This window comes from Mesorhizobium sp. M1217, from assembly GCF_040318275.1.
Lineage (GTDB): Bacteria > Pseudomonadota > Alphaproteobacteria > Rhizobiales > Rhizobiaceae > Mesorhizobium.
Genome location: NZ_JAMYMA010000003.1, coordinates 143,866 through 162,986, shown reverse-complemented (window position 1 = coordinate 162,986; position 19,121 = coordinate 143,866). Strand labels below are relative to the sequence as shown.

The 19,121-nt window shown below is 63.4% G+C and carries 12 protein-coding genes and 1 pseudogene; 2 read left to right on the top strand and 11 right to left on the bottom strand.

The features are described 5' to 3' along the window. Positions 1 to 5: 5 nt before the first annotated feature. The 10 genes and pseudogenes from NKH37_RS05965 to NKH37_RS05920 form a co-directional block, all read right to left on the bottom strand. Positions 6 to 3,377 (bottom strand): transglutaminase family protein, encoded by a 3,372-nt coding sequence (locus NKH37_RS05965; RefSeq protein WP_353004766.1) that lies wholly within the window; start codon positions 3,375 to 3,377, stop codon positions 6 to 8. A gap of 448 nt (positions 3,378 to 3,825) precedes the next feature. Then, complete coding sequence (locus tag NKH37_RS05960) at positions 3,826 to 5,016, bottom strand: acyl-CoA dehydrogenase (RefSeq protein WP_353004764.1); 1,191 nt, start codon at positions 5,014 to 5,016, stop codon at positions 3,826 to 3,828. A gap of 242 nt (positions 5,017 to 5,258) precedes the next feature. After that, positions 5,259 to 7,569, bottom strand: a pseudogene (locus NKH37_RS05955) (Tex family protein). A gap of 120 nt (positions 7,570 to 7,689) precedes the next feature. After that, the gene (locus tag NKH37_RS05950; protein ID WP_353004761.1) at positions 7,690 to 8,871 is read right to left on the bottom strand and encodes a serine hydrolase domain-containing protein; all 1,182 of its coding nucleotides are present in this window, start codon (positions 8,869 to 8,871) and stop codon (positions 7,690 to 7,692) included. 24 nt (positions 8,872 to 8,895) lie between these two features. Beyond that, positions 8,896 to 10,092 (bottom strand): serine hydrolase domain-containing protein, encoded by a 1,197-nt coding sequence (locus NKH37_RS05945; RefSeq protein ID WP_353004759.1) that lies wholly within the window; start codon positions 10,090 to 10,092, stop codon positions 8,896 to 8,898. A 62-nt stretch (positions 10,093 to 10,154) separates the two neighbouring features. Then, a complete protein-coding gene (locus tag NKH37_RS05940; RefSeq protein WP_352590647.1) occupies positions 10,155 to 11,183 on the bottom strand; it encodes an extracellular solute-binding protein in 1,029 nt (342 codons plus the stop codon). A 42-nt stretch (positions 11,184 to 11,225) separates the two neighbouring features. Continuing rightward, the gene (locus NKH37_RS05935; protein ID WP_352590644.1) at positions 11,226 to 12,038 is read right to left on the bottom strand and encodes an ABC transporter permease; all 813 of its coding nucleotides are present in this window, start codon (positions 12,036 to 12,038) and stop codon (positions 11,226 to 11,228) included. Continuing rightward, positions 12,031 to 12,960: an ABC transporter permease gene (locus NKH37_RS05930; RefSeq protein ID WP_352590641.1), complete on the bottom strand. Its 930-nt coding sequence runs from the start codon at positions 12,958 to 12,960 to the stop codon at positions 12,031 to 12,033. The genes NKH37_RS05935 and NKH37_RS05930 overlap by 8 nt, the downstream gene beginning before the upstream one ends. After that, positions 12,960 to 14,060 (bottom strand): ABC transporter ATP-binding protein, encoded by a 1,101-nt coding sequence (locus tag NKH37_RS05925; protein WP_352590638.1) that lies wholly within the window; start codon positions 14,058 to 14,060, stop codon positions 12,960 to 12,962. The genes NKH37_RS05930 and NKH37_RS05925 overlap by 1 nt, the downstream gene beginning before the upstream one ends. 139 nt (positions 14,061 to 14,199) lie before the next feature. Continuing rightward, positions 14,200 to 15,867, bottom strand: coding sequence for an amidohydrolase (locus NKH37_RS05920; protein ID WP_353004758.1), 1,668 nt, complete (start codon positions 15,865 to 15,867; stop codon positions 14,200 to 14,202). Between the two features lie 141 nt (positions 15,868 to 16,008). Here NKH37_RS05920 and NKH37_RS05915 point away from each other — a divergent pair, with 141 nt between their 5' ends. Then, entirely contained in the window at positions 16,009 to 17,040 is a 1,032-nt protein-coding gene (locus NKH37_RS05915; protein WP_352481981.1) for a histone deacetylase family protein, read from the top strand. 21 nt (positions 17,041 to 17,061) lie between these two features. Here NKH37_RS05915 and NKH37_RS05910 read toward each other — a convergent pair whose 3' ends face one another. Next, complete coding sequence (locus NKH37_RS05910; protein WP_352787868.1) at positions 17,062 to 18,249, bottom strand: TMEM43 family protein; 1,188 nt, start codon at positions 18,247 to 18,249, stop codon at positions 17,062 to 17,064. Positions 18,250 to 18,774: 525 nt separating this feature from the next. On the opposite strand from NKH37_RS05910, the gene flaF reads away from it, so the two are divergent. After that, positions 18,775 to 19,110: a flagellar biosynthesis regulator FlaF gene (gene flaF / locus NKH37_RS05905; protein WP_352909171.1), complete on the top strand. Its 336-nt coding sequence runs from the start codon at positions 18,775 to 18,777 to the stop codon at positions 19,108 to 19,110. Positions 19,111 to 19,121 lie beyond the last annotated feature (11 nt).

Genomic DNA, 19,121 nt, shown 5'->3' with positions numbered 1-19,121 from the left:
GCTGATCAGAGTCTTTGCGGCCGCCGAAGGTCAAGGGTCATCGGGAAATCTTCAGAGACTTCTTCGTTGCGCAGCACATAGCCGGACGGAGTATGGCCACGCGGCTCGAAGCGGGCGAGCCGCCGCGCCTCCGCTTCATTGCCGTTGACCGGGAACGTGTCGTAGCTGCGCCCGCCGGGATGTGCCACATGGTAGACGCAACCGCCAACCGCGCGGCCCGACCAGCGGTCATAGATATCGAAGACCAGCGGCGTGTTGACCGGCAGCGCCGGATGCAGGCCCGACGCCGGCTGCCAGGCCTTGAAGCGAACGCCGGCCACCGCGATCTCGCGGTTGTCGGTCACCTTCATCGGCACCCGGCGGCCGTTGCAGACGACGGCGTGACGTTCCGGGTTGAGCCCCTCGGTCTTCACCTGCAGCCGTTCGACGGAGGAATCGACAAAGCGCACCGTGCCGCCGATCGCGCCTTGCTCGCCCATCACATGCCAAGGCTCCAGTGCTTGCCTGAGCTCCAGCTTGATGCCGGCATGCTGGACCTCGCCGCAGAACGGAAAGCGGAATTCGAGCTGGGCGTCGAACCATTCCGGACGGAACGCAAAGCCGTTCAGCTTGAGGTCGTCCAGCACATCGAGAAAATCCGCCCAGACATAATGCGGCAGCATGAAACGGTCGTGCAGCGAGGTGCCCCAGCGTACGAAGCGGCCGTCGAGCGGGTTCTTCCAGGCCCGGGCGATGATGGCGCGCACCAGCAATTGCTGCGCCAGGCTCATGCGCGCGTTGGGCGGCATCTCGAAGCCGCGGAATTCGACCAGCCCCAGCCGGCCGGTCGGCCCGTCCGGCGAAAACAGCTTGTCGATACAGATTTCGGAGCGATGCGTATTGCCCGTCACGTCGGTCAGGAGGTTGCGGAACAGCCGGTCGACCAGCCACGGCAGGGGTGCCGCGCCCTTGTCCGGATGCGGCACCTGCGCCATCGCGATCTCGAGTTCGTAGAGCGAATCGTGTCGTGCCTCGTCGAAGCGCGGCGCCTGGCTGGTCGGGCCGATGAACAGGCCGGAGAACAGATAGGATAGCGACGGATGCCGCTGCCATTGCAGCACCAGGCTCTTCAACAGGTCGGGGCGGCGCAGGAACGGACTGTCATTGGGCGTGGCACCGCCGACGACGACGTGGTTGCCGCCGCCGGTGCCGGTGTGACGGCCGTCGATCATGAACTTGTCGGCGCCAAGCCGCGTCTGCCGCGCCTCTTCGTAGATCGCCGTGGTCGTCGCCACGCAATCCTGCCAATTCGCGGCGGGGTGGATATTGACCTCGATGACGCCGGGATCGGGTGCGACACGGATGACATTGAGGCGCGGATCGTGCGGCGGGCCGTAGCCCTCGATATGCACCGGCAGGCCGATAGCCCTTGCCGCGTTCTCCGCCGCCGCGACCAGTTCGAGATAATCCTCCAGCGCCTCGACCGGCGGCATGAACACACAAAGCCGTCCGTCGCGCGGCTCGACCGAAAGCGCTGTGCGCACGGCGCCGCCGATCTCGGTAATCTCCTGTTCGACGCGGTCTTGCTGGCCGGTAACGGCCGTGAAGGAGACCGCCTGCTGGCGTCGCGCCATTTCGTCGGCGCCTTCCAGTTCGGCCGGAGCGGGCGAAGAAGCAGCACCGGGCAAGATCGCCTCACGCGCCGGCAATGGTCCGCGCGGCAGCGATGGATCGACCGGTACGATATAGGGGAACTGCGCCGGCGGCACATAAGGCAGCGTGCCGAGCGGCAGGCGGTAGCCGACCGGCGAATCGCCGGGCACCAGGAACAGCCTGCCGCGCCGCGTCTTCCACTTCTCCGAGCGCCAGCGCGGTCCGGAAGCCTGGCTGTTCCAGCGCTGGACGGGCAGCACGTAGCCCGACGGCTTGGTCAGCCCGCGTTCGAACACCCGCGCCATGCGGCTGCGCTCCTCCGGGTCCTCCAGCTTCGAATTGGAGGGATCGACATTGTCCGGCAGCTTGCCTTCCTTGAGCAGCCATTCGGCCGGATCCTCATAGGCTTCGCTGACCATCGTCTTGTCGATGCCGAGTTCGTCGGCAATCGCGGTCAGCAGGCTCTCGGCCTGCTTCGGTCCGACATCCGCCTCGCTCTTTTCATGTGCGATCAGTGACGGATCGCTCCACACCGGCTCGCCGTCGGTGCGCCAGTAAAGCGAGAACGTCCAGCGCGGCAGGCTTTCGCCGGGGTACCATTTGCCCTGTCCGTAATGCAGGAAGCCGCCCGGCGCGAAGCGTTCGCGCAGCCGGCGGATCAGCGCATCGGCCTTTTCGCGTTTTGTTGGCCCGACGGCGGCGGTGTTCCACTCGGCCGCCTCGAAATCGTCGATTGAGACGAAGGTCGGCTCGCCGCCCATGGTCAGCCGCACGTCGCCGGCCTGGAGTGCTGCATCGACCTCGACGCCCAGCGCGTCGAGCGCCTGCCAGCTCTCGTCGGAGAACGGCTTGGTGATGCGCGGATGCTCGGCGATGCGGTCGACCCGCATGTCGAAGCCGAATTCGACATTGGCGAAGCTCGCCATGCCGGAGATCGGCGCGGCATTGCGGAAATGCGGCGTTGCCGCGAGCGGCACATGGCTTTCGCCGGTGAGCAGGCCGGAGGTCGGGTCGAAGCCGATCCAGCCGGCGCCCGGCAGATAGACCTCGCACCAGGCATGGAGGTCAGTGAAATCGGTCGCCGTGCCGGGCGGTCCGTCGAGCGCGACGAGGTCGGGTTTGAGCTGGATCAGATAGCCAGAGACGAAGCGCGCGGCGATGCCGAGGTTCCTCAGTATCTGCACCAGGAGCCAGCTGGAATCCCGGCACGATCCCTTGCCGGCGGCCAGCGTTTCCTCGGGCGAGAAGACGCCGGTTTCCATACGCACGATATAGGCGATCTCGCGCTGCAGCCGCGCATTGAGGTCGACGACAAAATTGACGGTATTGGTCGCACTGCGGTCGATGGTTTTGAGGAACGCCTGCAACAGTGGCCCTGCCGGTTCCGGCGTCCGGTAGATGGTCAGATCGTCCCTGATCTCTTCCGGGTATTCGAACGGAAACGTCTCGGCCGACGGTTCGACGAAGAAATCGAACGGATTGTAGACCGTCATGTCGGCAACGAGATCGACCTCGATCTTCAATTCCGCTACCGGCTCGGGGAAGACGAAGCGGGCAAGGAAATTGCCGTAAGGGTCCTGCTGCAGATTGACGAAGTGGTTTGCCGGCCCGACCTTCAGCGAATGGCTGAGCACCTTGGTGCGGGAATGCGGCGCAGGCTGCAACCTTATGACTTGCGGGCCCAATACGACCGGCCGGTCGTATTTGTAGTGGGTCAGGTGATAGACGGCTGCCAGAATTGCCATGGTGCCCCTGAAGTCGGCGTTTCAAAAGGAGTTCGCTGAACCCTGACACGAATGCTGACCATTCTCCAAGCAGAGATGTTGCGCTGCACCTAAATTAAGCAGCCTTCACAGCCTCACAAACGGGGCGCCGACCCTGGGATTCCGCAGCGTGGCGGCAGACGTTGCAACGCTGCAGAGCCGAAGGCCGGTGGGTCAGCACCGGGCACTGTCCCGCCGATATCGATGATCGGCAACCCGCGCGACGCTTGGTCCAAAAGAGCTGAAAAGAAAACCCGCCTCGGTGGGCGGGTCGTCGGTGCCAAGTAGCACCATAGCCAAATTAGTAGCATAGCTGCCGGCACAAAGCAAGAACAAAATGTGGCACCGTCGGCAAAAATTGCCGATCTCCCGCTTTGCGAGGGGAGATGCGAAGCAGTGGCGTCCTGGAAGCGGAGGACATCTGCCAATGCTAAAAGAACGCCTGCAACCCGGTCTGCGCCCGTCCGAGGATCAGCGCATGCACGTCATGCGTGCCCTCGTAGGTGTTGACGGTTTCCAGGTTCTGGGCGTGGCGCATGACGTGGTAGCCGATCTGGATGCCATTGCCGCCATGCATGTCGCGGGCCTGGCGGGCGATGTCGAGCGCCTTGCCGCAATTGTTGCGCTTGACGAGCGAGATCATCTCCGGCGCCATCTTGCCTTCATCCATCAGCCGCCCGACGCGCAGGCTGCCCTGCAGGCCGAGCGCGATCTCGGTCTGCATGTCGGCGAGCTTCTTCTGGAAAAGCTGCGTGCCGGCCAGCGGCTTGCCGAACTGCTTGCGGTCGAGGCCATACTGGCGGGCGCGGTGCCAGCAATCCTCCGCCGCGCCCATGGCGCCCCAGGAGATGCCGTAGCGCGCCCGGTTGAGGCAGCCGAACGGCCCCTTCAAGCCCGATACATTGGGCAGCAGCGCATCCTCGCCGACCTCGACGCCTTCCATCACCACTTCGCCGGTGATCGACGCTCGCAGCGACAGTTTGCCGCCGATCTTCGGCGCCGACAGCCCGTTCATGCCCTTTTCCAGGACAAAGCCGCGAATCTCGTTGTCATGCGCGGCCGATTTTGCCCAGACGACGAAAACGTCGGCGATCGGCGCGTTGGAAATCCACATCTTCGAACCGGAGATCCTGTAGCCGTTCGCAGTCTTTTCGGCCCGCGTCTTCATGCCGCCCGGGTCGGAACCGGCATCCGGCTCGGTCAGGCCAAAGCAGCCGATCCATTCGCCCGACGCCAGCTTCGGCAGGTATTTCCTGCGCTGTTCTTCCGAGCCATAGGCATGGATCGGATACATCACCAGCGACGACTGCACACTCATCATCGAGCGATAGCCGGAATCGACGCGTTCGACCTCACGGGCCACCAGCCCGTAGGTGACGTAGTTGGCGCCGAGCCCGCCATATTCCTCGGGAATGGTGATGCCGAGCAGACCGGCCTCGCCCATTTCGCGAAAGATCCCGGCGTCGGTCTTCTCCTCGAGATAGGCTTCCTCGATCTTCGGAGCGAGCTTGTCGGCGGCAAACGCCGCGGCGCCATCGCGCACCATGCGCTCGTCCTCCGAAAGCTGGTCCTCAATCAGGAAAGGATCATCCCAGACGAATGCGTTCTTATCGGCGGCCATGGCTCTCGGTCTCCCAAACTCATGCATGTCGCCCAAAGCTTGCCCGCGGGCCTGACCCGAGGGTGTTCGGCAGCTTGGAGATAACGACATGCATCGAAACAGAAATCTTGAAACGCGCGGCTTATCGGCTCCCGTCCTGAAAAAATCAAACGAAATAGCTTCGCCGATCCATGAGCATTGGTGATGGATCATCTATGTCGAGCGCCGCCTTCTGGCCTGGCGGCGCAGCCCGGCTCGCGAAATTACTTGCGCTTCAACGCATCGGCCAGAGCGGCGCCGAACGCGCCCTGCTGCGTCGGCCGCTCCGGCTGGCGTTGGGGCGCGGGCGCGCGGTACCGGCCTGCTGCCATTGTCGCGCGGCTTCGGGGCGGCGCTGTCGCCGTCCTTGCGCATCGACAGACCGATACGCTTGCGCTTGATGTCGACGTCGACGACGCGCACCTTGACCACGTCGCCGGCCCTGACCACCTCGTGCGCGTCCTTGACGAACCGATCCGCCAGTTGCGAGACGTGCACCAATCCGTCCTGGTGCACGCCGATATCGACGAAGGCACCGAAGGCCGCGACATTGGTGACGGTGCCTTCAAGCTGCATGCCGGGCTTCAGATCCTTGATGTCGTCGATGCCGTCGGCAAAGGTCGCGGTCTTGAAGCCGGGGCGCGGATCGCGGCCGGGCTTTTCCAGCTCCGACAGGATGTCGCGCACCGTCGGCAGGCCGAAGCGTTCATCGACGAAGACGCGCGGATCGAGCGCCTTGAGTGCGGCGCTGTCGCCCATCAGCGAGCGGAGGTCGCGCCCGCAGGCGGCGACGATCTTTTTCGCCACGCCATAGGCCTCCGGATGCACGGCTGAGGCATCGAGCGGTTCGCTACCATTGGGAATGCGCAGGAAGCCGGCGCATTGCTCGAACGCGCGGGGTCCGAGCCGCGCCACCTTCAACAGTTCGCGGCGGCTGGCGAACGGGCCGGAGGCATCGCGATGCGCAACGATCGCTTCGGCCAGCGATGTGCCGAGACCCGAAACCCGCGCCAGAAGCGGCGCCGACGCCGTGTTGAGATCGACCCCGACGGCGTTGACCGCATCCTCGACCACCGCTTCCAGCGAGCGGCCGAGCCGGTACTGGTCGACATCGTGCTGATACTGGCCGACGCCTATCGACTTCGGCTCGATCTTGACCAGTTCGGCGAGCGGATCCTGCAGGCGCCGCGCGATCGACACCGCCCCGCGCAGCGACACGTCGAGGCCGGGAAATTCCGCCGCCGCCGTTGCCGACGCCGAATAGACCGAGGCGCCGGCCTCGCTGACGATCACCTTGAGCGGCTTCGGCCCGGACCCGGCCGGCATATCAGCCAGCATGTCGGCCACCAGCCTTTCGGTCTCGCGGCTGCCGGTGCCGTTGCCGATCGAAATCAGCTCGACCTTGTGCAGCCGGATGAGCTTCGCCAGTTCGGCCTGCGTGCCGCGGACATCGTTCTTCGGCGGGAACGGATAGACCGTCGTCGTCGCCAGAACCTTGCCGGTGCCGTCCACCACCGCCACTTTGACCCCGGTGCGGATGCCCGGATCGAGGCCCATCGTCGGCCGTGAGCCGGCGGGCGCGGCAAGCAGCAAATCCTTGAGATTGCGGGCGAAGACATGGATTGCTTCCTCCTCGGCCCGCTCGCGCAAGTCCCGCATCAGATCGAGCGTCAGGTGCAGCGACAGCTTTATGCGCCAGGTCCAGCCGGCGACCTCCATCAGCCAGCGGTCGCCTGGCAACTGGCGGCCGATGGCGTAGGCGTCGGCGATCATCCGCTCGACCGGTTTCACCGGTGACACATCGTCGGCATCGACCTCGATGTCGAGCGACAGCACCTCCTCGTTGCGGCCACGCAGCATGGCCAGCGCGCGATGGCTCGGCACGTTGGCCCAGCGCTCGACATGGTCGAAATAGTCGGAGAATTTCGCGCCGGCCTCCTGCTTGCCGTCGATGACGCGCGAGCGCAGGAAGGCGCGTTCCTTCATGTAGGCACGCAGCTTGCCGACCAGGTCGGCATTCTCGGCGAACTGTTCGGACAGGATATCGCGCGCTCCCTCGAGCGCTGCCTTGGTATCGACCACGTCTTCGCTGATGTAGGCCAGCGCCAGCTCGGCCGGCACGGCCGCACGATCGGCCAGGATAGTTTCCGCCAGCGGTCCCAGTCCGCGCTCGCGTGCGATCTCGGCCTTGGTCCGGCGCTTCGGCTTGTAAGGCAGGTAGATGTCTTCGAGCTCGGCCTTTGTGATGGCCGCAGCGATCTTTGCCTCAAGCTCTTCCGTTAGCTTGCCCTGCTCGCGGATCGAACCAACGATGGTGTCGCGGCGCGCGTCGAGCTCGCGCAGATAGGCGAGCCGCTCGGCGAGGTCGCGCAACTGCGTGTCGTCGAGGCCGCCGGTGACCTCCTTGCGGTAGCGGGCAACGAACGGCACGGTCGCACCGTCGTCGAGCAAGCCGATCGCCGCCGCGGCCTGTTCGGGCCGGGCGCCGATCTCGGCGGCTATGATGGTTGCGATGCGCTTGATGTCGGATGCCATGTCGATCCTGCTGTTTGTCGAAAAGAGACGCGACCATAGGCGCAGAGCACCGATGCGCCAACCGCGCCATTTTCAACCCGGCGAGAGGTCCACAGGAAAGGCGCGGCTGTCTGGATCGGATCAGACCATCCGGCTCAGCGCCTCGAAGAAAGAAAGAATATCCAGATCGAGCGGATCGTCGACCGGTACCGGCTGCGACGACATCTTTGCGATTACCATTTCGGCCTTCGGACTGACGTAAAGCCACTGGCCGTGGATGCCGATGCCGCAGAAGGCGCCGCTTGCCGCGCCCGTCTGGTACCATTTGTTGCGATAGCGGCCACGCGGAAACAGGAACGCCATCGTGCCGCGTTGCCAAGCCTCGGCGTCACCGCCAGTTTCGGTCGTGTCGCGCACCCAGCTCTCCGGCACGATACGGCAGCCATTGGCCATGCCGCCTTGCCGCATCATCTCGCCGACCCGGGCGAGGTCGCGCGGCGTCACCGAAATGCCGCCGGCCGTACGCGCCGTGCCTTCCATGTCCACGGTTACCGAAGCTTCGCTGACAGCGCCGAGCGGCTCCCATAATTTCTCGCGCATCAGATCGGCGAAGCGCCGGCCCGACGCACGTTCGAGCAGGATGCCGAGCAGGTCGGAATTGGGCGAACGGTAGCGGAACGTCCGGCCATGCGGCTCGGCCAGGCCCTGCAGCGTCATGAGGAAAGTGGCCAGGCTCTCGGTGCCCCCGCCTGGATTCCACAGCATGGCGCGGCGATAGCGGGCGAAGGCGCTTTCCGGATCGAGATAGGCCTCTTCGAAGTCGAGGCTGACACTCATGTCGAGCACGTGCCGCACACTCGCATCGCCATAGGCCGAGCCGGCAGCTTCGGGCAGATAGCGGCTTACCGGAGCCTGCGGATCGAAAATCCCCTCGCCTGCCAATATCCCGGCAACAATCGCGGTCAGCGACTTGCTGATCGAAAAGACGATGTGGCGCGCCCCGAATTCCATATGCGGTGCGAACCAGTCGCCAACGAATTTGCCGCTTTTCATGATCGTCAGCGCGTCGGTATCGGAGCGCTTGAGAAAAGCTGCGACAGTCTCCGCGCCGCCTGCAAGAGCGACCTTTTCACCAAGTAGCTCGCCGAAATCCCGCGCCGGCGCCTCGCTGCTGCCCGGCTTTGCCGCCACGGCAGCGCTCGGCACCAGCTCGCCGGCATTCTGGAACGACCACCGGCTGAACGGGCTTTCCCGCCAATTGCCGAGCAGCACCTGGTTTCGGGCAAAGCCATATCTGGTTTCGAACGCGGTCTTGCCGGCCATGGCGCTTCCTTCGGTCTTGGCGTTCTAGGCGAGCGCCGCGGCGATCGCGTGCACGGCTTTCAAAGTCGCCACCGAATAGGCGACGTTGGTAAAATCCGGATAGCTCGAAAGCTTCACCACGACCATTTTCATGTTCCAGTCGATATGGATCAGCTGCCCGAACACGCCCCGGCACATCAGTGCCCGCGAGCGCGGGTCCTCGATCCAGAACTGGTTGCGGTAGCTGCCTTCCGGCAGGCTGGGACTGAAGTCCGGTCCATGCCTGCCATTGCGCGTCGCCTCGATCCAGTCGGCCGGCACGACGCCGCCGCCATTGTCGAGGATCAGCTGGCCGAAGCGGCCATAGTCGCGCAGCGTGGCGTTGAAGCCCCCGTCGGCAACTGCATAACCGGCGCTGTCAACGGTGAAGCAGGCACTTTCATCCGCGCCGAGCTTTTGCCAGAGCTCTTCCGAGACCAGCTGCGCCAGGCGCTTGCCGCTCACCCGTTCCATGATGAAGGCAAGCACGTCGGTCTCGATCGAGCGGTATTCGAAGGCAGCGCCGTGCCGTCGGCTCTTTTCCTTAAGCCCCAGGATCAGCTCGAACATGTGCGACGGCCAGCGGAAGGCCGGATCGCTGTCCGGCGGCACCGGCTTCCAGCCGGTGGCGACATCGACCTGGCCGATGTCCGAATAGGGATCGGTGTATTCCTCGGAAAAGCTCACCCCGCTCGTCATGTCGAGCGCATGCTGCACACTGGCGCCTGCCCAGCCGGTCGCCTCCAGCTCCGGCAGATAGGTCGTCACCGGCAAAGCCGGATCGATCAGCCCGCGTCCGACCAGTATGCCGAACACCGATGCGGTGACCGACTTCGCCATCGACTGCGACAGATGCAGCGTGCGCTCGGTCATGCCGTTGAAGTAGCGCTCATAGGCGACCTTGCCGTCCTTGAGCACGAGGAACCCGTCGGTGTAGGTCTCGTCGAGCAGCCCGGCCAGCGTCGTCGCCTTACCCGTGCTGTCGCTCACCGGCAGCGCATCGAAATCGACCTCGGCCCGGTCCAGCCTGTGGCGATGGCCGTTGCCGCGCCAGACTTCGACGGTCGGCAGAATTTCGCGGATATGCTGGAACGCCCATCGGTTCCATGGCGGCCGGTCCCAGTCGAGCTTCGGCGGAACCATCTGCGGCGGCGAACCCTGCATGATCGGCGGCGCCGGTTCGCTGTTGCGGTAAGATTTCATCCAACCCCCTTGCGCAAGGAAGGGAGGCCGAAGCCTCCCTTCAGTCTGATCCTAGAGCAAGGCTACTTGCGCAAATTGGTCCAGATCTTGTTGTAGATCTCGACCACTTCCGGTGGGCAAGGCGGTACGAATTCCGCCGCCGGTGCATCGGCCGGCGGATTGATTTCCGGCGCGCTGGCGAAATCGGGCGGCAGGAACTTGTGACTGCCGGCAATGCCGTTGTCGTAGCCGGCGAATTCCGAAATCAGCGCCGCGTTTTCCGGAGCCATGACGAAATCCTGGAACAGCTTGGCGTTTTCGAGATTCTTGGCGCCCTTCAACACGGCGACATTGTCCATCCAGCCTTCGATGCCTTCCTTGGGATAGGCATATTTGATCGCCGGGATTTTCTGGCGCGCACGATAGGTTGCGCCATTCCAAGCCTCGGTAACGATCACGTCGCCGGAGGTGATCTTGGTGATGGTGTCGTAGCTGAAGGTCTTCCATGACGGCTTGGCGGCCATCAGTATGTCGTTGACCTTCTTCAGATTGGCCTTGTCGGCGCCGCAGCGCGGCACGCCGGCATAGCGCTCGGCCGCATGCATCACAGTGTTGACATCGTCGAGCATGTTGATCTGGCCCTTCAACTCGTCTGGCGGATCGAACAGGATCGCCAGCGTGTCGATGTCGCCCTTGTATTTGTCGGTGTTGACTTCGAACGCAGTGGTGCCGAATTGCCACGGGACGGTGTAGTGACGGCCATTGTCCCAGTAGATGTCGACGAAGCGCGGGTCGAGGTTCTTGCCGTTCGGCATCGCATTGGGCTCGGTCTTTTCGAGCAGGCCCTCATCGATCATGATCTTCACGGTGTAGTCGGAAGGGACGACGATGTCATAGCCGGAATTGCCGGCGCGTACCTTCGACAGCATCGTCTCATTCGAATCGTAGTCGTCCAGCGTCACTTTGACGTTGTACTGTTTTTCGAATTTTTCGATCAGCTTCGGGTTGGTGTAGTCACCCCAATTGTAGATGTGCAGCTCACCGTCGGCGAGCGCAGGCACCGCCCATAAAAGCGCCGCCGTCGACACGGCAGCCATCATTTTCCTAGACATCACACTCTCCTTTGCCTTCGCATTGATTCACTGGCCTATAATTTACTTGGCGCGTCGGCGCGCGATCAGGAACGAGATTGAGACGAACAGGATCGAAACCAGCAGCAGGATGGTGGAGATGGCATTTATCTCCGGCGTCATTGGCCGCCTGATCTGGTTCCAGATGTAGAGGGGCAGCGTCGTCTGCCCGGGGCCGGCGACCAGCTGCGTGATGGTGAAATCGTCGAAGGAGACGATAAAGGCGAGCGCCCCACCTGACAGGATGCCGGGAACCAGCAATGGCAGCGTTATGCGCCTGAAAGCATGCCACGGCGTGGCATAGAGGTCGGCCGCCGCAGCTTCGAGCGTCAGGTCCATGTCCTCGAGCCGCGCCCGGATCGGCATATAGGCGAATGGAATGCAAAAAACGGTGTGGGCGAGGATCAGATTTCCGATGCCGAAATTGAGCCCGAAAGTGCCCGCGATCAGCGCAAAGAAAGAGAGCGTCGCCACCGCTGTGATGATTTCCGGAACCATCAGCGGCAGGTTGATGACCATGAAGGCGGCCGACAGCCCGCGCCACGGCTTCACCCGGGTCATGCCGATTGCCGCCAGCGTCGCGGCGATCGTCGAAACGATCGTGGCGGTGACAGAGATGATCAGCGTGTTCTTGGCGGCGTTGTGGAATTCCTGGTTGAACAGCGCACTGCCATACCAGCCGAACCCGATGCCCTCCCAACGCGTCACCAGAGACCCTGTATTCAGCGAAAAGATCATCAGGATCAGGATCGGCGCGTAGAGCACGCAGAGGCAGATGATGGCGATCGAGCGGAACCCCGGCTGGTCCTTGATATCGGCACTGCGGGGGTCAGCCATGCGCCATCTTCCCCGACGTGTTGCGGACATAGAAGTAGAGCGCCACCAGCACCGCGGCCATCAGGATCAGCGCCTGCGCGCAACCGAGCGGCCAATTGCGCCCGGAACCGAACTGCTGGGCGATGAGATCGCCGATCATCAGATGGATGCCGCCGCCCAGGATCAGCGGCGTCACATAAGCGCCGAGGGCCGGAATGAAGACCAGCAGGCAGCCGGCGATGATGCCGGGCCGCGACAGCGGGATGATCACGCGCCACAGCACCTGCCGACGTGTCGCGTAGAGGTCGTAGGCGGCCTCGACCAGCCGGAAATCCAGCTTCTCCAGGCTGGAATAGAGCGGCAGCACCATGAACGGCAGGAACGAATAGAGCAGGCCGAGCTGGATGGCGAAGTTGGTGTAGAGCATGGTGATCGGCTTCTCGATCACCCCCAGTGCCATCAGCGCGTTGTTGATGAGGCCTTCGTCGCGGATGATGAACATGATGGCGAGCGTGCGCACCAGAAGGTTCGACCAGAATGGGATGGTCATCAGCAGCACCCACCAGTTGCGCTGCGCCGGCGGTCGCGTCGCCATGAAATAGGCGGTCGGAAAGCCGAGCAGCAGGCAGATGATCGTCGTCACCACGGCAAACAGAAACGAGCGCAAATAGATGATCAGGAAATCCGGCGTGAACTGCAGCGTGTCGTCGAAAATATCGCGCTGGAACAGGAAGTTCAGATAGGCGTCTGTCGAGAACTTCCACTGCACCCCGCCATAGGGTGCTGCGGCGAGAAATGAATAGATGAGGATGATGAGAAGCGGCAGCACGCCGAAGATGCCGATGATTACCAAAGCCGGTAGCGAAAGCAGGCGGTGGCGCCTTGCAGTGGCTTTCTCCGCCTCCGCTTCGAATACCGCCGCCTTGGAAAACGTGACTGCCATCAATCCCTCAAAATGCGCGCGCCATCGTCCTCGAACACGACACCGACCTTGGCGCCCGGCTCGAATGAGACGGCGCCCGAGCGGCTGTTCTGGTGGCGCACGATGAAATCGTCGCCGCCGTCGAGCTTCACGTGATAGTGGGTGTCGGTGCCGAAATAGACGACATTTGCCAGGGTTCCCGAGACCATGCCCTTGGCGGCATCGGCGACGAGATCGGCGTGTTCCGGCCGCACCACAACAGTCACCGCGCCGGAAGGGTCGAAGTTTTCCGGAAATCCCGCCGCCACCGTCGCTTCGGAGGCGATCTTCACCATCGCGATACCGGATTTCTTCGACACGACAGTGCCCTTGAGGAAATTGGTTTCGCCAATGAAGTCGGCAACGAAGCGCTCGGCCGGCCGGTCGTAAATATCGCGCGGCGTGCCGACCTGCAGGATCTTGCCGGCCGACATCACCGCGATGCGGTCCGACATGGTCAGCGCTTCTTCCTGGTCATGGGTGACGAAGATGAAGGTGATGCCGGTCTGGTGCTGCAGCCGTTTCAGTTCGATCTGCATTTCCTTGCGCAGCTTGTAGTCGAGTGCCGACAACGGCTCGTCGAGCAACAGCACTTTTGGCTGCGGTGCCAGCGCGCGCGCCAGTGCCACGCGCTGCTGCTGGCCGCCGGAGATCTGGCTGGTGCGGCGGGCACTCAGCGCCTCCATCTTGACCAGCTTCAGCATCTCGGCGACGCGCGCCTTGATTTCGGTCTTCGGCTTGCCCAGCATCTCCAGGCCGAAGCCGATATTCTCGGCCACGGTCATGTGCGGGAACAGCGCGTAGGACTGGAACACGGTGTTGACTGGCCGCTTGAACGGCGGTAGCGGCGCGATGTCGTGCCCGTGCAGCAGGATTTCGCCTTCGCTGGGAAAATCGAAGCCGGCGATCAGCCGCAGCAGCGTCGTCTTTCCGCAGCCCGACGGCCCCAGCAGCGTGAAGAACTCGTTCTCGCGGATCGACACCGAAACCGTGTCGAGAGCGGCGACTTGGGCGTCCCCGGTACCGAACACCTTGCGGACGCCGCGGACCTCGATTGCACTCTTACCCGGTTGATCCGGCACGCATTACCCCATTTTCATGTCCGCTCTTGATGGCGGATCCAGTTCCCATTCGATTGTCAGCATATGCCGGTCGGCTTGGCAACCATGCATCTGGACCTCGGTTCAGAATGCAAGCTCCGTGCCATCGTCAGCGTCATCATCAACCCTGGTAAGTGATCTTGCCGCCGCAGATGGTGCTGACCGGATGCACCTTGTGTAGCAAACCCGGTTCAGTTGCCTCGATATCGGCCGACAGCACCACCAGATCGGCCAGATAGCCTGGTTTCAGCCGGCCTTTGCGGTGTTCCATGAATTCGGCATAGGCACCTTCGACCGTATAACCGGCAAGCGCCTCGATCAGCGAGAAGCTCTGGTCTGGATCGCCCTCTGCCCAAGGCTTGCGCAGCACCGCCGCCTGAATGCCCAGGATCGGGTCGACCCGCGACACCGGCCAGTCGGAAGCGAAGACGACATGCGCGCCCGCCTGTTTCAGTGTCCGCCAGGCATAGCTCAGCGGCCATCTTTCGCGGCCGATGCGCGAAAGCGTCGGCTCCAGCGGGAAGTCCATGGCGCCGGGCGGGTGCGGCGGCTGCATCGAGGCGACGACGCCGAGTTCGGCGAAGCGCGGCACGTCGGCGGCAGTGGTGACCTCGATGTGCTCGACCCGGTGCCGGCTGTCGCGCCTGCCGTTCTTCCGCTGCGCCGCCTCGTAACCGTCGAGAACCGCGCGCACCGCGCCGTCGCCGATCGAATGCACGGCGATCTGCAGGCCGCGCCGGTCGGCCTCCAGCGCCACCTCGGCGAAATGCTCGGGCGTAAACAGCGGCTCACCGCGCCAGCCCGGCCGGTCGGCATAGTCGTCGACCATGACCGCGGTCCAGCCTTCCAGCACGCCGTCGTAAAACATCTTGACCATGCCGGACGACAGCCATTCCGATTGGTAGGAGTTGGCCATGCTCGATGCCTTTTCCAGCACGTCGAGCGTCATGAAATTCTTGAAATGAAAAGGTATCTTGGTGCGGCAGAGCAGCCGCCCTTCCTGTTCCAGCCCGGCTAGCAGCTGGAGCTGGTAAAAATTGCCGTCCATGTTCTGGATCGAGGTGATGCCGTGGCGGGCGCACCATTCCAACCCGCGATGCATCAGGTCGCGATCGGCAGCGACTTCGGCGGCGGAAGGGTACGGCTCGGGCTCGCCGCCTGTCGCAAGGCCGAGCCGCACGCGGTTCTGCCCGGAAAGCTCGAGGATCGGCCCGAACGCCTCGCCCTCGCGCAATTCGCCCGCCGCCAGGCCATCCGCTCCCATGACGATCTCGTTGCCGGGACCGAGTTGCTTGCCGTGCAGGATGCCAGCCAGTTCCAGCGCCTTTGTGTTGGCCCACATCGTGTGGTGATCGGAAGCCGACATCGCGAACGGCCGGTCGGCGATGATGCGATCGAGATGATGGCGGGTGACCGGCTCTTCCTTGGAAAGGATAGTGTAGTCGACGCCGGCCCCCAGCAGCAATTTGGCGTTCGGCCGTGCCGCCGCGTAGGCGCGGATCGCGTCGCTCAGCGCATCGAAGCCATGCACGCCCTGAAGGTGCAGATTGTCGAGTTCGGCCGCGCCGCCGAAAAGATGCATATGCGCTTCGATAAAGCCCGGCACCACCGACCCGCCTTGCGCATCGATGACCTTCGTGGCCGGCCCTTTCAGCGCCTCGATCGTCCGGCGATCGCCAACCGCCAGGATGTTGCCGTCCTTTATCGCCACCGCTTCGGCCGTCGGATTGCCTTCATCCATGGTCAGCACGCGGGCATTGGTGACGATCAGGTCGGCATTTGAACTCATGATTTCCCACGGTTTGGTTGCGCTGCCGGCAGGCTAGACGACCGGCTGCCGTGCCAGCAAGCCATGGCTGGTTGGCCCAGCGCCTTGTGAAGGGCCATGCAGGACGGTTAGGGTCGCCGCGTCTCACCACGGAAAGATTTCATGAAGACTGTTTTTTCGCCTCTCCATGCCGGCCATTCCGGCAATGTCGAACTGATCGCCGGCGCCATCGTGCCGGCTTTTGAAAAGCCCTCGCGCGCCGAGTTCATCAGGGCGCGGGTGGAGAGCGAAAAGCTCGGTCCGATCCTGTCACCGGAGAGTCACGACCTCGCCGCCGCCAAGAAGGTTCATGCCAGCGACTACATCGATTTCCTGCCGACCGTGTGGCCGCTCTGGGAAGCGTCGGGCCGCACCGGTTCGGCCATTCCCTTCACCTGGCCGACGCGCGGCCTGCGCGGCGACGTGCGCCCGAAAGGCATCGATGCGTTGCTCGGCTTCTACTCCTTCGACGGCGGCGCGACTTTTGTCAAAGGCACATGGGACGCTATCAAGTCGTCCTATGATGTCGCGCTGACAGCCGCCGCGCTGGTCAAGGCCGGTGAGCCTTCCGCCTTCGCGCTGTGCCGCCCGCCGGGGCACCATGCAGGGGCGGCCTTCATGGGCGGCTATTGCTTCATCAACAACGCCGCCGTCGTCGCGCAAAGGTTTCGCGACCATGGCGCCGGGCGCGTTTCGATCCTCGACATCGACTATCACCACGGCAACGGCACCCAGGAGATATTCTATCGCCGCGGCGACGTGCAGGTGCTGAACCTGCATGGCGATCCGATGACCGAATATCCGTTCTTTCTCGGCCATGCCGACGAACGCGGCGAGGGCGACGGCGAAGGCTTCAACGACAATTATCCGATGCCCTTCGGCACCGGCTGGGACGTGTGGAACGCCTCACTCGAGGAGGCCTGCACGAGGCTTTCGGCTTATGCTCCTGACGTCGTCGTGGTTTCACTCGGCGTCGACACTTTCGAGAAGGACCCGATCAGCCAGTTCAAGCTGAAAACGGAAAACTATCCCAGAATCGGCCGCCGCATCGCCAGGCTCGGCCTGCCGACGCTGTTCGTCATGGAAGGCGGCTACGCCGTCGAGGAGATCGGCGTCAACGCCGTCGGCGTGCTGACCGGCTTCGAGGACCGCTAGAAGTGCCGCCGGTGCCTGCAATCATGTAGCGGCGCTCGGCGTGGCAAGCGGTGCGGCCTGCCCGCGCGAGCGGCCAAGATAATAGACCGCCGCCGCCGCGATGACGCCGGCGGCCAGGATGCCTGCCGCCAGCACCGGCCGGTACCAGAACCAGGCGATCGCCATCGTCGTCGTGCCGACCAGGATCGCCAGGAAAAAGGCAATGATGCCGGTGCCCATCCGCGCCACGCTGCCGAGCAAAGGAATAATGTCGAGGACGACGCCAATCGGGCTGAGCAGCAGGGCAAAGCCGATGGCCAACAGCAGCAGGCCGGCGGCGCGCAGCAGCCAGGTGATAAGCGTGTTCTGGCTGACCGCGTCGGCGAACATCTTTTCCGCCGGCACATTGCCGATGTCGACCATCAGCAACTGGTCGCCGGCCTTTGTCTGGTAGGGTTCGAGCCCGCCCGCTGCCTGGCGCGCGACGACGCTGACCAGGCCGAGCGGCGCCAGCTCGTAGCCAATGCGATAGTCGCCCAGCGCCGGCGACGTGGTGTTGAAGCCGAGATAGATCTTTCCGTCGACGATGTTGACCCGCTTGGTGCCGGTGTAGGCGGCATCGATGGTAGCCGACTGGTCCGGTGACAGTGAAAACTCCTTGTCGCCGCCGATCAGGTCCAGCACCGGCCGGTCGAGCGTGAAGGCACCGAGCTTGCCGTCCGGGATCTGGAACCTCGTGCTGTGGATCTCCATCGGCGGATTCTCATGGCCGTCCGGCTTCTTGAACTCCGACGAGTTGATCTGGCTGTCGTCCCACACTTTCGAATAGCTGTAGGTCGTCACCGTCTCCTCGCCGCCACCAAGCTTATTCGTCGTCTCGGATTTCTGTTCTTCTTTCCACTGGTACATCTCGGCGCTGCGCGACAGCCGCAATCCTTGCGCCGAAATGCCAAAGTCCGGATCGGCAAGGCCGCTCCTCGCCGTCACCGCCCCGGTGACATGGACAAGCTTGCCGTCATTGCCAGCATCGATGCTATCGGCGCCAACCGAGATCACCGCGCCCGACCCCTCGGCCAGCGAACGCGCCGTCTGCACGGCGCGACCCTCGTTCCAGAACAGGCCGATCACCATCAGCACGATCAAGAGCAAGCCGAAAACGATCCCGCCGACCGCGCGCTTGATCCGCCCGAACCACGAGACGGACGTTATTTCCTGAATTGAATCGCCCATTGTTTCCCCCAATTCCCCAAAGCCAGTTTCACGAATCCGCGCTCTGTCGCGCAGTGGCATGCAACCGGCGTTACCCCAAACCGAGACAGACGCCCCATCCGTCCCGACAGCAGGAGCCTATCGCAATCGACGAACTGCCGATACGGCACACTTGCAGTTGGATCCGACCGCCGCAAAGCACACGGGCGCTTCGAAAATGTACCCTCGGAGCGCCTCGACCGATGGAATTCGTTTCAGTCAAATCGCGTTTGATGTCGGATTCGTCTACGGTTAGATTGTAGCCGAATCAGCCGTTCCTCGGGGGGCGCGGCGACCACCAAAACCTCATGTTCCGGAACCATTCCGGAGCCGGATTCGCGCTCCCTGCAACAGGTGCGATTTTGTGCGCGGCGTCGCGTGGTGGTGTCCCTGGTGAAGTGATGCGTATTCGGCAGCTGGCGATGCCAGCATCTGGATCAAATCTCGCAACTCGATCTGTTGAGTTTCCTGACCTGACAACGCCGACGGAGCGGTAGAGCAGCAACGATGTATCAATTCCCCCGAGCCGAAATGCAGACCGCTGCCGGGGCCAGGCATCGGCAGCTTCTTAGCCGTTCGATCGACATGCTGTTGGCGGCGGTGATGATTGGCCGTGATTCGCTGGAAGCGGCCGAGGCCCTGCATTTCACCAGTCGCGTCTGGACCGCCTTCGTCGAAGATCTCCGCTCTGGCGACAGCGCCCTGCCCAGGGAACTGCGCGCCAATCTCATCTCGATCGGTTTGTGGCTGCTGCGCGAAACCGAAGACATCCGCCAGGGCCGCACCGACAATTTCGAAGGCTTGATCGAAGTGGCGGAGATCGTCAGGGACGGCATGCAGTGAGCCCGCTATGG